General features: G+C 62.4%; 10 protein-coding genes. 2 read left to right on the plus strand and 8 right to left on the minus strand.

From position 1 onward, the window contains the following. Nucleotide 1: 1 nt before the first annotated feature. The 8 genes from HX839_RS20420 to HX839_RS20455 all read right to left on the minus strand — a co-directional run bounded on the left by HX839_RS20420 (nt 2) and on the right by HX839_RS20455 (nt 10,341). The gene (locus HX839_RS20420) at nt 2-2,122 is read right to left on the minus strand and encodes a TonB-dependent receptor (protein WP_177067615.1); all 2,121 of its coding nucleotides are present in this window, start codon (nt 2,120-2,122) and stop codon (nt 2-4) included. 310 nt (nt 2,123-2,432) lie between these two features. Next, complete coding sequence (locus tag HX839_RS20425) at nt 2,433-3,392, minus strand: D-isomer specific 2-hydroxyacid dehydrogenase family protein (protein ID WP_087694855.1); 960 nt, start codon at nt 3,390-3,392, stop codon at nt 2,433-2,435. Beyond that, on the minus strand, nt 3,389-4,567 hold the full coding sequence (locus HX839_RS20430) for an acyl-CoA dehydrogenase family protein (RefSeq protein ID WP_003211304.1): 1,179 nt from the start codon (nt 4,565-4,567) through the stop codon (nt 3,389-3,391). Before HX839_RS20430 ends, HX839_RS20425 begins: the two co-directional genes overlap by 4 nt. Before the next feature lie 139 nt (nt 4,568-4,706). After that, entirely contained in the window at nt 4,707-5,711 is a 1,005-nt protein-coding gene (locus HX839_RS20435) for an ABC transporter substrate-binding protein (RefSeq protein WP_003211303.1), read from the minus strand. Between the two features lie 13 nt (nt 5,712-5,724). Further along, on the minus strand, nt 5,725-7,068 hold the full coding sequence (locus tag HX839_RS20440) for an LLM class flavin-dependent oxidoreductase (protein WP_008434605.1): 1,344 nt from the start codon (nt 7,066-7,068) through the stop codon (nt 5,725-5,727). Between the two features lie 13 nt (nt 7,069-7,081). Beyond that, on the minus strand, nt 7,082-8,038 hold the full coding sequence (locus tag HX839_RS20445; protein ID WP_003211301.1) for an ABC transporter substrate-binding protein: 957 nt from the start codon (nt 8,036-8,038) through the stop codon (nt 7,082-7,084). A gap of 102 nt (nt 8,039-8,140) precedes the next feature. Beyond that, nucleotides 8,141-9,721 carry a rhodanese-related sulfurtransferase gene (locus HX839_RS20450; RefSeq protein ID WP_177067616.1) on the minus strand — a complete coding sequence of 527 codons (1,581 nt, stop codon included), beginning with the start codon at nt 9,719-9,721 and terminating at the stop codon, nt 8,141-8,143. After that, on the minus strand, nt 9,718-10,341 hold the full coding sequence (locus tag HX839_RS20455; RefSeq protein WP_087694851.1) for a cysteine dioxygenase: 624 nt from the start codon (nt 10,339-10,341) through the stop codon (nt 9,718-9,720). Before HX839_RS20455 ends, HX839_RS20450 begins: the two co-directional genes overlap by 4 nt. 220 nt (nt 10,342-10,561) lie before the next feature. Between HX839_RS20455 and HX839_RS20460 the strand changes: the two genes are divergently transcribed. Both HX839_RS20460 and HX839_RS20465 read left to right on the plus strand, forming a co-directional pair. Continuing rightward, complete coding sequence (locus tag HX839_RS20460; protein ID WP_008434597.1) at nt 10,562-11,467, plus strand: LysR family transcriptional regulator; 906 nt, start codon at nt 10,562-10,564, stop codon at nt 11,465-11,467. Nucleotides 11,468-11,574: 107 nt separating this feature from the next. Next, entirely contained in the window at nt 11,575-12,369 is a 795-nt protein-coding gene (locus tag HX839_RS20465) for a class II aldolase/adducin family protein (protein ID WP_003211295.1), read from the plus strand. Nucleotides 12,370-12,454 lie beyond the last annotated feature (85 nt).

Raw genomic sequence — 12,454 nt, forward strand, 5'->3', positions numbered from 1 at the left:
GTCAGAGGTCGTAGCGCACGGTCAGCAACAGGGTTCGCGGGTCGTTGACCGAGTAGTAGCGGGCGCCGCTGGAGGGCACGTAGCCCACCGACTGCGGGTAGGCGCGGTCCAGCAGGTTTTTCACCGCCAGGGTGGTGGTCCAGTGGCCGTCGCCGCTGATGTAGCGGGTGTTGGCGTTCCAGAAGGTCTGTTGCGGGATTTCCTGGATGTCGTCGTTCAATGCGTTGGCGTAGGACTTGGTCTGGAACTGCGCATCGGTGCCTGCCAGCCAGGTGCCCGGCAGCCCGGCCGGGATGGTGTAGTTCAGGCCAACGCTCGCGTTCCAGCGTGGCGAGAACACCAGTTGCTTGCCGTTGGCATCCACCCCGGCACCGCTGGCGTTCTGGAAGTCGTCGTACTTGCTTTGCAGGTAGCCGACGTTGGCGGTCAGTTGCAGGTCGCGGCTCAGGGCGGTGAGGGTTTCCAGCTCCACGCCGTAGGTGTGGGCACGGCCGACGTTGGTGCGCAGGCTCACCCCCAGCGCCGGGTCATAGGCGTTGGTTTGCAGGTCTTTGTAGTCGTTGTAGAACAGCGCGACGTTGGCCCGCAGGCGCTGGTCGAAGAAGTCGCCCTTGACCCCGGTTTCCCAGGTGGTCACGTCTTCCGGGGAGAACGCCTGTTCGGCGGCGGCCTGGGTGGGGGCGCGGTTGTCGTAGCCACCGGCCTTAAAACCCTTGGCGACGTAGGCGTATTGGTTCAGGTGCGGGGTCCAGGCGTATTCGAAGCCGATCTTCGGGCTGGTGGACTGCCAGGATTTGCTCGACTCGGCGGTGAAGTTGGTTCCGGTGATTTGCCGGTCGGTGTTGATCGCGTAGTTGGTGAAGTCGAAATTCTTGTGCTCGCGGGTAAAGCGCAGGCCGGCGATCAGCGACAGTTGTTGCGTCAGCTTGTAGGTGCCCTGGCCATACAGCGCATAGCTTTCGGTGTTGGTGGTGCTGTATTGGCCCTGGCCGATCACCCGATTGCGGGCGATGGAATAGGTAAGGTTGTCGCGGTCGGCGTCGAACTTCTCGCGGTACAGGTACACCCCGGTGCTGAAGCTGAAATCGTCGTAGTCGCCGTTGAGCTGGAACTCCTGGGTCGCATAGTTCTGCTTGTACAGAATCAGGTTGTTCTGGATCAGCGCGGCTTGCCCTGAGTTGTCGTAGTCCACCGGTTGGTGGAACGCCGAGTAGGCGGTCACCGATTTGAAGTTCAGGTTGTCATTGATCGCGTAAATCGCCCGCAGTACCGAGCTGCCCTGGTCCAGGCGGTTTTTCGGGTCGAGGCTGCTGTAGCTCTTGAACTTGTCGAAATGCCCGTTGGCGTCGAAAGGCGTGTAGCTGGTGGTGTCGCCCCGGTCGAAGGTACCGGCCAGGGTCAGTTGCACATCCCACGGCGAATCCACCGGCTTGTAGCGCAGCTTGCCGCGGTAGGACTGGATGTCGACGTTGTTTACATCCTTGCCCCGGGTGGGGTCGGAGACGGTGCCGTCGCGGCTCAGGCGGATCGCCGAGAAACTGCCGAACAGCGCGTTGTCCACCAGCGGGCCGCTGATCAGCAGGCGTGCGTTCTGCGCATCGTAGTTGCCGGCGCCCAGCTCTACAAAACCACGGGTTTCCTGGGTCGGATCGCGGGTGATCACGCGGATCGCGCCGGCGCTGCTGTTGCGTCCGTACAGGGTGCCCTGGGGCCCGCGCAGCACTTCGACACGCTCCACATCGTTGAAGTCGAGCATCGACGAAATCGCACGCGGGATGTACAGGTCATCGGCATACACGGCGACGGCGGCTTCCTGGATCGGGTCGGTTTCACCGATACCGCGAATGCCGTAGGTCTGCGCGCTGTAGGAGATCGACTGGCGGCTGAGTGTCAGGTTCGGCACCTGGCCCGAGAGGTCGCGCACGCTGTTGATCTGCTTGTCTTCCAGGGCCTTTTCATCAAACGCGGAAATCGCCAGCGGGGTTTTTTGCAGGTCTTCGCTGCGGTGCTCGGCGGTGACATTGACCACCGGCAGGGCGGTGTCGTCGGCGTGGGCGGCGAGGCCAAACAGGGCGAGGGAAATGGCCAGTGCCAGGCGATTGGGTACGGCGGTAGGACTCATGATGGACCCCTGAGGTGGTTGACGGTTTAGGCAAAATTGGGCCTCCACCTGGTCAGGGGTCGGTACTGGATGTAACAGTATTTGTATAAATGCCGGGCGTAAAAGTCCGATTAGTTATAAGTTAATTATAAAAAATAGGTATGTATTGGTTTGAATGTGATGCGTAAGGCTGATGATATTTTTCAGCCGAACAAAAAACAAATGTGGGAGCGGGCTTGCCCGCGAATGCGGTCGCTCAGTCAACATTGATAGTGACTGAAACACCGCATTCGCGAGCAAGCCCGCTCCCACATTTTGATCTCTGTTGGGTTTAGTAACCGCGTTGGGTATCAGCGAGGTTTTCCAGCGGCCGATCACTCAGATACCTTTCCAGATTGCCCAGGAAACTGTCCGCAATATCATGCCGGCTATTGGTCGAAATCGCCGACGTATGCGGCGACACCCTGACCCTCGGATGCCCATACAACGCATGCCCGTCCGGCAATGGCTCGGGCTCGGTCACATCCAGCGAAGCCAGCCCGATATGGCCGCTGTCCAGCGCCTCCAGCAGCGCCTCATGATCCACCAATCCTCCCCGGGCAATATTGATCAGGTGCAACCCTGGCTTGGCATTCGCCAGCGCCTCCCGATCGACGATATGCCGTGTGGCCTCGGTCAGTGGCGCTGCCAGTACCAGGTGATCGGAACGAGCAAACAGGTCATGGATATCCCGCGCCGCTTCCACACCCTCCACGTCAAACGGCGTGTCACTTTGGCGTAATGCCACCACCTTGATCCCCAACCCATGAGCCTTCTGCGCCAGGCTGCGGCCAATCGCGCCAAACCCGAGAATCCCCAGGGTGGTGCCCTTGAGCGGGCGCAACGGGGTGAACTGCCATTGGGCATCCTTTACCCAGATATCCGGCAAATGCTTGGCCGCCGCGAAGATTGCCGCGAGGGCGAACTCGGCGAGGTTTTCGGCGGCGCTGCCCCGTGAGGTGCTCACCGGCGGCCCGTTGAACAGCCACCTGGGATAGAAGTCGATGCCCGACGACACCACCTGGATCCACTGCACGCCGTACGGCCAACCCGGTGGCGGTGTGTCCGGCGCGGTGTAGCCGCGCACATTGATCGGCCGGGCCAGCAGGATATTGGCCTGGGCCGGCAAGTCGCTGGGCACACCGGCCGGCACGCTGATCACCTCGGCACCGGGGTGCGTGAGGGCCAGGCGCTGGCGGATGACTTGATTGAAATCTTCGTCCAGCTGGCTGGCGATAATCACCTGGCTCATGGGCGTTCCTTGTGTCGTTGAGCGAAGACGGCCTTGCCGACGCCTTGCAGCACCGCGTCGTTCTGCGGGGTATGCACGCGGCTGCACAGCACGTCGCGGTAATGCCGCTGCAGTGGGCTATGTCGGGACAGGCCGGGATTGCCGGACGCCTCGATGGCCAATTCGACGGCACGGATCGCGTTGCCGGTCACCAGGTATTTGATCTGTGCGGCGTGGGCTGCCGGGGTGTGCCCGTCGGCGGCGGCGTCCAGCAGGCTGCGGTTGGCAAACAGCAGAGTGTCGATATGCCCGACGGTCTCCTGAAAGCGCGGCAAGGTCGACAGTGCGGCGCCGAGGTTGGACGGCTTGCGTTGTTCCAGCCAGTCCACCAGCCAGTCGCGCGCGGCCTGGGCCACGGCGTCGTACACCGATGAGAGCAGTACCGACATCCACAGGAACCCGTCACCGTCCAGTTCCGCCTGCGGTGCACTCCAGGGGCTGACGCTGACCGCGTGGTCCAGCGGCACCAGCACGTTGTCGAACACCACTTCATGGCTGCAGGTGGCGCGCATGCCGAGGTGGTCCCAGGTGTCGATGATGCTGATGCCGGGGCTGTCCCTGGGCACCAGCCAGGCGCCTACCAACGGGTCTTCATCGCTGCTGCGGGCCCACACGCTGAACCAGCTCAGGCCATGGCTGCCGGTGGAGTAGATCTTGCGCCCGCTGATGCGCCAGCCGGCGGCGGTACGCCGGGCGATGGTCGCGGGCAGGCCGCCACGGGCCGGGGTGCCGAGGTCGGGTTCGACGCGCAGGGCATTGATCAGCGCCCCATTGCGCACTGCATCTTCGGCGACCTGGGTGCGCAGGGCGGGCGGCCAGGTTTTGCTGTCTTGCAGGCGCGTGTGTTGCAGGTACTGCATCACCAGGATCAACGCGGTGGACGGCTCGCCCTTGGCAATCGCGCTGATGGCCTTGCGCGCCTGGCTCAGGTTGGCACCGCCACCGCCGAGGGCCTTGGGCACGGTCAGGGCGACGAGGCCGTGTTCGTGCAGCAGCTTGAAGTTGTCGTGGGGGAAGGTGCCGCTTTCATCAACGATGTGTGCAGTGGCGGCGAGCTGGGCGCTGAGGCGTTCCAGCAAGGCTTCGAAATTGGCCACTTCCACGGAGCGCAGTGACGGTTGAGAAGAAAGGCTCATGATAGGTGTACTCGTTCAAAATGTGGGAGCGGGCTTGCTCGCGAAAGCGGTGTGTCAGGTTGCACATCCGTTGGCTGATCCACCGCTTTCGCGAGCAAGCCCGCTCCCACATGGGTTATTCGGCGTTTTCGAAGGCGGGTTATATCGGCAGCAACTTGAACTGCCGGTCCCACAACGGGCTGACATCCAGCCGCTCGTTCAATACCCCGGCATTGAAGAACAGGTCCGCCACTTCCTGCTGCGAAGCGATGGCCTGGTCGTTCACCTCGATCACGCTGTAGGGCTGGCTGCGGTTGTTGTACACGTCGAGGAACACGGCCTTGTCCACACCGAGCAACTTCGCCGATTTTTCAGCCCACGGCTCAGGGTTGTTGTTCATCCATTCCAGCGTGCGCGCCTGGCGCTGCAAGTAATCCTGGATCGCCTGTTTGCGCAGCGGGTCTTCCAGGGCAGCGGGGCGGGCGCCGATCAGGTAGTTGCCGGAGAGGTAGCCGAGGGCGGTTTTCAATACCCGGGCGCCGCTGCGGAATTTCGCCAGCTGGATAAACACCCCGTAGATCACCCAGGCGTCCAGCTGGCCACTCTGGAACGCGCTGAAACCGTCCTGTGGCGTGAGTGCCACGGGGGTGATGTCGTTGAAGGTCAGCCCTTGCTCCTTCAAGGCCTTGATCAAGAAGTAGTGCGAGGTGGTGGAGCGCACATAGCCCACACGCTTGCCTTTCAACTGGGCGATGGATTCAATTTTCGACTCCTTGGGAATCAGGATCACCTGGTTATTCACGTCACCTTGCAGCACCGCAATCAGCTTCGGCTCGCGGTGGCTCTGGATCGAGAAGATCGGCGGGATCTCGCTCATGCCGCCAATGTCCAGGCTGCCGGAGGCCAGCGCTTCGACGATCAGGTTGCCGCCGGCGAACTCGGCGTAGTCGACTTTATAGGGCGTGTTGGAAGTGCCGGCGTCGTCGGTGAAGTACGAGTCCTGGCCACGGTAGGTGGCGACGGCCAGGGTCAGGTCCGAGAGCTTCGCAGGTGCAGCGAAAGCCCGGGGCACCAGCGAGGCGAGGCCCAGCGCGCCAAGGGCAATCGAACTGGCACCCAGGAAGCCGCGACGATTGAACTGTCCGTGTTTGATCGTGTTCGTCATGGTCGTGCCCTGGTCAGATGGCGATCTGCGTTGGTTGAGTTTCGAACGGGGTGCTGTAGCGGTTCGCCGGCACGTCCAGGCCAAGGTTTTCCCGCAGGGTGGCGCCGCTGTATTCGCTGCGCAACAGCCCGCGTTGTTGCAGCACCGGCACTACCAGCTCGGTGAAGTACTGCAAGCCGTCCGGCAGCAGTGAATTGATGATGAAGCCGTCGGCCGCGCCGGCTTCGAACCAGGTCTGGATCGCGTCGGCGACCTGCTCCGGGGTGCCGACAAAATCGCGCTTGGGCCGGGAGAACCGCAGGGCCACTTCCCGCAGGGTCAGGCGTTCATCGCGGGCCAGTTGCTTGATGCGGTCGGAGCCGCCTTTCTGGCTGTTGGAGCCCAGGTCGCCGAGTTCCGGGAAGGGTTCGTCCAGCGGGTACTTGCTGAAATCGTGGTCGTTGAACGGGCGGCCCAGGGCGACGATTGCGTCCTCGACGGTCACCAGCTCCACAGCTTGCTGATAGCGGCTTTCCACCTCGGCTTCGTCGCGGCCAACAATCGGCCGGATGCCCGGCAGGATCGACAACTGATCAGCATCACGGCCAAAACTGCGCGCGCGTTTCTTCAAGTCCTGGGCGTAGGCTTTGGCTTCGTCGAAGGTCTCGGCATGGACAAAAATCGCGTCGCTGTTTTCGGCGGCAAAATTGCGCCCGTCCTCGGAAGTGCCCGCCTGGAAAATCACCGGCTGGCCCTGGCGCGAGCGGGCGATATTCAGCGGGCCCTTGACCGAGAAAAACTCGCCTTTGTGTTCCAGTGCATGCAGCTTGCCAGGGGTGAAAAATTCGCCGCTTTGCTTGTTGTACGCAAAGGCATCGTCTTCCCAGGAATCCCACAGGCCCTTGACCACATTTACGTGCTCCCTGGCGATGCGGTAGCGCACGGCGTGGGGCGGGTGCTCGGCCTTGCCGAAGTTGTCGGCGGTGCCGCTGAGCCACGAAGTCACCACGTTCCAGCCGGCGCGGCCGCCGCTGATGTGGTCCAGGGAGGCGAACTGGCGTGCCACCTGGAACGGTTCGGTGTAGCTCACGGTGACGGTCGCCACCAGGCCGATGTTCGAGGTCAGGGCCGCCAGGGCCGAAAGAATGGTCAGCGGCTCAAAACGGTTGAGGTAGTGCGGGCTGGATTTTTCATGGATATGCAGGCTGTCGGCGATGAACACGAAGTCGAACTTCGCGCCTTCGGCCAGTTGCGTCTGGTGCTTGTAGAACCCGAAGTTGACGCTGGCATTGGGCTGCGCCTGCGGGTGGCGCCATTCGCCCCAGCCGTGACCGACGCCGTGCACCATGGCACCGAGTTTCAGTTGGCGTTTGCTCATGTTCTCTCTCCTTTTAGCGGGAAGCCTGGGTAAGCGGGGCACGTTTGGCGTTGAAGCTTTTGTCGAAGCCTTGGGAGACGTCGATGTGTTTGGTCAGCAGGCCTTCGTCCTGATAGATGTCGGCGGTGGTTTGCAGGCCGCTGATCACCGAGTCGTCAATCGCCACCGGTTGCATATGGGTGGCGTTGGCCACGGCTACGTGCACCTCCAGCGGCAAGCCGGTGATTTTGGCCATGGCGGCGGCGAACGCCTGCGGGTGATCGTTGCTCCAGCGGTAGGCGCGGTCGACCCGGGCCACGAAGTCGTCCAGCTGCACGCGCTTGTCGGCAATCGCCTTGCTGGTGGCGGCGAGGTACAGGTGATTGCTCAGCAGGTTGTTGCCGCTGGCAAGGACCCTTGCCTGGCTCTGGCTGGTGACCACGGTGGTGTAGGGGTCCCAAGTCGACCAGGCATCGGCGGTGCCGTTATCCAGCACCAGCCGTGACTCGCTGGGCAGCAGGAAGATGAACTGCACGTCGTGGGTGGAAAGGCCGGCGCTGCGCAGCGCCTTGATCGCCAGGAAGTGCCCGATGGAGCCGCGGGTGGTGACGATGCGCTTGCCCTTGAGGTCGGCAAGATCGTGGATCGGAGAATCTTTCGGAACAATCAGCGCGGTGGTGTTGCGGCCTTCGGCGTGGATGATGCTCACCACCTTCAGCGGTGCTCCGGCACCGAGGGCGAACACGTAGGGCGCGTCCCCCAGCGCGCCTATGTCCACGGCCCCGGCGTTGAGGGCTTCGCCCAGCGGTGCGGCGGCGGGGAACTCGGACCACTGGATTTCGTAGGGCACATCCCGGGTTTCGCCGGCGACTTCCAGCAGCGCCTTGATGGTGGATTTCTGGTTGGCCACTCGCAGGGGCTGCAGGTCGGCGGCCTGGCAAGTCGCACCCAGGGTGAGGGCGGCCAGTAAAAGGGCAAGGGTAAAGCGCATCAGGCGGGCTCCAGGCTAGGTCTTGCGTTCAGTCGCCTCCGCCTGGAGAAGGGGTCGGCTGGTAGTGGGAAGAGGAGCGAGCGGGCTCGCTCCTGGGGGTGTTCAGATCACATAAAACCCGTGGGTGCCGTCGCGGGCCAGCTGGTCCACCAGGCCGAACTCCCAGTCGAGGTAGGCCTGCATGGCTTCCTTCGGATTGTCGGTGCCTTCGTACGGGCGGCGGTAGCGGTCGATGCGCGGTGAAGCCAGGCGGGTCTCGCCTTCCTCCAGCGGCAGTTGCGCGGCGATCCAGCTGGCAGTGCCGTCCTGCAGCAGGAACACGGGCTTGCCGGTCAGCGCTTCGACTTGCGCTACCGCGAGGCGCGCCAGCTGGCTGCTGCCACAGGTCAACACGTAGCGTTCGGCAGCAGGCACCTTGCGCAAGGCTTCGGGCAACTGCCCGCGCAACGCCCACCAGGCACCGGGAATGTGGCGCTTGACGTAGTTGGCGCTGGCGGTGAAATCCAGTACTGCGGTGTCGCCATGAACCTGCCATTCGGCGAGGGTGTGCGGGCTGATGAGTTCGGCCTGTTGCGGCGCCGGGACGGGGGCAACCCAGGCCCCCGGTTCGCTGAAGTGCGCAGGTTGCAGGTCATCCAGCACATGCACTTCCCAACCCAGTTGTGCGAGCCAGGACGCAGACATATTGGCCCGCACGCCGTCGTCATCCACCAGTACCAGCCGGGCGCCGCGTACGCTGGCGACGTGATCGGTTTCCTGCACCAGTTGGCCGCCCGGTGTGGAGCGCGAGCCGGGCAGGTGGCCGGCTTCGAATTCTTCCGGGGTGCGTACGTCGAACAGGTAAGTGGTGCGCGTCGCTTCCTGCTGCCAGCGTTGCAGGTCGGCGAGGGTGGCGCGGCCTACGCGGGCCTTGTCGGCGACTTGGCGGGCGTCCCTGGCGGCGATCTGGCGGTGTTCTTCCGAGGTCGGCGCGAAGCGTCGAGCCTGGCCGTGTTGCAGCTTCTGCCCGGCCAGGGTCCAGCCGATGGTGCCGTTGCGCAGGGCAGACACCGGGTTGGCGATGCCGGCATTGATCAGCGACTGGGTGCCGATGATGCTGCGGGTACGCCCGGCGCAGTTGACGATAATGCGCGTGGCCGGGTCCGGTGCCAGCTCACGGGCGCGCAGCACCAGTTCGGCGCCGGGCACGCTGATGCCGGTGGGAATGCTCATGGTCTGGTATTCATCAAAGCGGCGGGCGTCGAGCACCACCACGTCGGCGTTGCTGTCGAGCAATGCCTGCACTTCTTCAGCCGCCAACGACGGTGTGTGGCGCTGGCTTTCCACCAGCTCGCCAAAGGATTTGCTTGGCACGTTGACGTCGATAAACAGCTCGCCACCGGCGCTGCGCCAACCGTTCAGGCCGCCTTCCAGCAGGCTGACCTCGGTATAGCCGAGCGCCTGCAAGCGCTGGGCGGCGATCTGTGCCAGGCCTTCGCCATTGTCGTAGACCGTCACCTGTGTATCCCGGCGTGGGATGCGTGAATACACTTCCAGTTCCAGTTTCGACAGCGGGATATTCGCGGCGAACAGCGGGTGGGATTCGGCGAAAGGCGCTTCCTCGCGCACATCCACAAGGGCGACTTCTTCACGGTCCAGCAGGGCCTGGCGAATCTGGGCGAAGCTGCGGTTCGATACAGTCATGGGGCAGGGCTCTCTTTGGACAGGGCGTCTTTGGACAAATCCCAGATGTTCGGGAGAAAAGCGTTGGAATAACCGGAGATAAACAGTTTCTCGCTGCCGTCCGGCTGGTACACGGCGCGACGCACCGCACCGATGTTGGCGCCATACACATGAATGCTGATGGACACCTGGTCACTGAAGGCATTGCTGACTTGATGGATGTCACCGATCTTCGGCGACACGGCTTCCACCTGGCCGGGTTCCAGCTGGATGCGCTTGCCGTCGGCGACCAGTGCGCCCTCGGCGTTACGCGCAAAGCCCTGGGAATACTCGGAACCGCGCAGCATGCCGATCAGCCCCCACACGCGATGGTCATGGATCGGCGTGGTCTGCCCCGGCCCCCACACAAAGCTGACGATGCTGAAGCGCTGCCGCGAATCGGCGTGCAGCAGGAATTGCTGATAACGCTCGGGGTCGGGTTGGGCAAACTCGTCCGGCAGCCAGTCATCGTGGCTGACCAGTTGCGCCAGCAGCTTGCCGCCGCGGTGCAGCAGGTCGCCTTCGCGAGGGTTGCCGTCGATCAATTCCGCCAGGGCGCCAATGAATGCTCTGAGTCTCTCCGGGTGTCGGGCCTGGGTCATGACAATTCCATCGTGGGTGGTTCGTGGTGATGGGTTTATCTAAGCATAATGTTTATAGTTAATATGCTATTTTTTAATGATTAGGTTATAGCGGAAAGTAATTTAGAACCGGTTTGAATAGCGTTAGACGTTATCGATCCGGGGGTTGGGCTATCCAGCCACCGTTTATGGAACTATGCTTTTCACACATCTTAATGACTGTTCTCTATGTGCGGCCCAAATGAAAATTGACGATATCGATGCCTTTGTCGAAGTGATTCGTTGCCAGTCCATCAGCCATGCCGCCGAGTCGCTGCAACTGACCCAGCCGGCCATTACCCGTCGCGTGCAGAACTTCGAGCAGGCGCTGGGGGTGGAGTTGTTCGACCGCAACACCAAGCCGCTCAAGCCTACTTTGATCGGTACGCGGGTGTATGAACAGTGCCGTTCGATCCTTCGGGAAATGGACGCCCTGCGTGAACTGGTGGCCACCGACGCGCCGCCCACCGGCCTGCTGCGCCTGGGGGTGCCGCAGACCATTGGCGACGTGGTGTTGCTGGACGCCCTCAAGCACCTGCGCAGTGAATTCCCCGAGCTGCGGGCCCAGGTGGCTACCGGCTGGGGCAGCCAACTGGTGGGCAAGATCGAGCGCGGCGAACTGGACGCGGCGGCGGCGCTGTTTCCGGCGGGCAAGATCTTCCCGGACAACATCGTCGGCGAGTCCATCGGCAAGATGGAACTGGTGGTGGTGTGTGCCAAGGCCCAACTGCCGAAGAAGCCCTGCAAGCTGGCGGACGTGTACCAGAATGGCTGGATCCTGAACCCGGATGGCTGCGGTTTCCGTGCCGGGTTGCAACGCACCCTGTCGGACCAGGGCCTGGCGTTGCGGGTCAACCTGGAGACCTTCGGCACCGAGCTGCAACTGGGCCTGGTGGCTGACGGCCTGGGCCTCGGCCTGGTGCCACGCCCGCTGCTGGAGCGCAGTGCCCATCGCGATCAACTGGCGGCCATGCCACTGAAGGACTTCAAGCCGGTGATGGACCTGTGGCTGATCTACCCGCATTTCCTGGGCAACCTGCAAGGGCCGGTGGACGCGTTTGGCAAGCTGGTGGCGGCGTCGTTGCACAAGGTGCGCAATGCGGCGTGATATGAAAAAAAATAATAATTAGCTTAGATTAAAATGTGCTTTTTATTATTTTTGGTCATCCCCTAGGCTTGCCTGGAAGTCCTTAAGGCCATCCAGGAAGTTTTGCCATGAGCAGCGTCACCTCGATCTCCAGTGTCTCGAACAACGTCCGCCAGCGGGTTACCCCGGAAGAGTGGGAGGTGCGCGTTAAACTTGCGGCGGCCTATCGGCTGGCGGCCTTGTACAAGTGGACCGACCACATCTACACGCACTTCTCCGCCCGGGTGCCGGGGCCTGAGGAGCATTTCCTGATCAATGCCTACGGGCTGTTGTTCGATGAGATCAGCGCTTCGAATCTGGTCAAGGTGGATATCGACGGCACGATTGTCGATGACCCTACGGGCCTGGGGATCAACTATGCGGGCTATGTGATCCACAGCGCTATCCATGCGGCTCGCCACGATTTGCAGGCCGTGCTGCATACGCATACGCGCGACGGTATTGCGGTGTCGGCGCAGAAGGACGGGTTGTTGCCGATCTCCCAGCATTCCATCGGGTTTTCCGGGCGCGTTGCGTACCACGGGTATGAAGGTGTGGCCCTTGACCTGGATGAGCGTGAGCGGTTGGTGGCGGACCTGGGGGACAAGAGTGTGATGATCTTGCGCAACCATGGATTGCTGACGGCGGGGGTGAGTGTGGAGCATGCGTTCCAGCAGCTGCAGGGGCTGGAGCGGGCGTGCAATATCCAGATTGCGGCGCAGGCGGGGGGGAATGCCGAGTTGATCTTTCCGCCGGCGGAGGTGGTGGCCAAGGTGGAGAAGCAGGCAGAAGTGTTCAAGAGCGGGGATGGGCCGGGGGTGGCGCGGCACTGGAATGCGTTGATTCGGCAATTGGAGCGTACGGATACTGATTACAAACTTTGACGTTGTGGGTTTGGTATTTACGCTTGGTTGTGGGTGTATATCCGTTATTTGGGTGATGGCCGCCATTGGTTCCGCTCTTACAGCG

The organism is Pseudomonas sp. I8001, from assembly GCF_013385345.1.
Classification (GTDB): domain Bacteria; phylum Pseudomonadota; class Gammaproteobacteria; order Pseudomonadales; family Pseudomonadaceae; genus Aquipseudomonas.

Coding starts and splice junctions, on each gene's coding strand:
- HX839_RS20460 (WP_008434597.1), top strand. CDS start 10,562: ATGAAAATTGACGATATCGATGCCTTTGTCGAAGTGATTCGTTGCCAG.
- HX839_RS20430 (WP_003211304.1), bottom strand. CDS start 4,567: ATGAGCCTTTCTTCTCAACCGTCACTGCGCTCCGTGGAAGTGGCCAAT.
- HX839_RS20420 (WP_177067615.1), bottom strand. CDS start 2,122: ATGAGTCCTACCGCCGTACCCAATCGCCTGGCACTGGCCATTTCCCTC.
- HX839_RS20455 (WP_087694851.1), bottom strand. CDS start 10,341: ATGACCCAGGCCCGACACCCGGAGAGACTCAGAGCATTCATTGGCGCC.
- HX839_RS20440 (WP_008434605.1), bottom strand. CDS start 7,068: ATGAGCAAACGCCAACTGAAACTCGGTGCCATGGTGCACGGCGTCGGT.
- HX839_RS20450 (WP_177067616.1), bottom strand. CDS start 9,721: ATGACTGTATCGAACCGCAGCTTCGCCCAGATTCGCCAGGCCCTGCTG.
- HX839_RS20445 (WP_003211301.1), bottom strand. CDS start 8,038: ATGCGCTTTACCCTTGCCCTTTTACTGGCCGCCCTCACCCTGGGTGCG.
- HX839_RS20465 (WP_003211295.1), top strand. CDS start 11,575: ATGAGCAGCGTCACCTCGATCTCCAGTGTCTCGAACAACGTCCGCCAG.
- HX839_RS20425 (WP_087694855.1), bottom strand. CDS start 3,392: ATGAGCCAGGTGATTATCGCCAGCCAGCTGGACGAAGATTTCAATCAA.
- HX839_RS20435 (WP_003211303.1), bottom strand. CDS start 5,711: ATGACGAACACGATCAAACACGGACAGTTCAATCGTCGCGGCTTCCTG.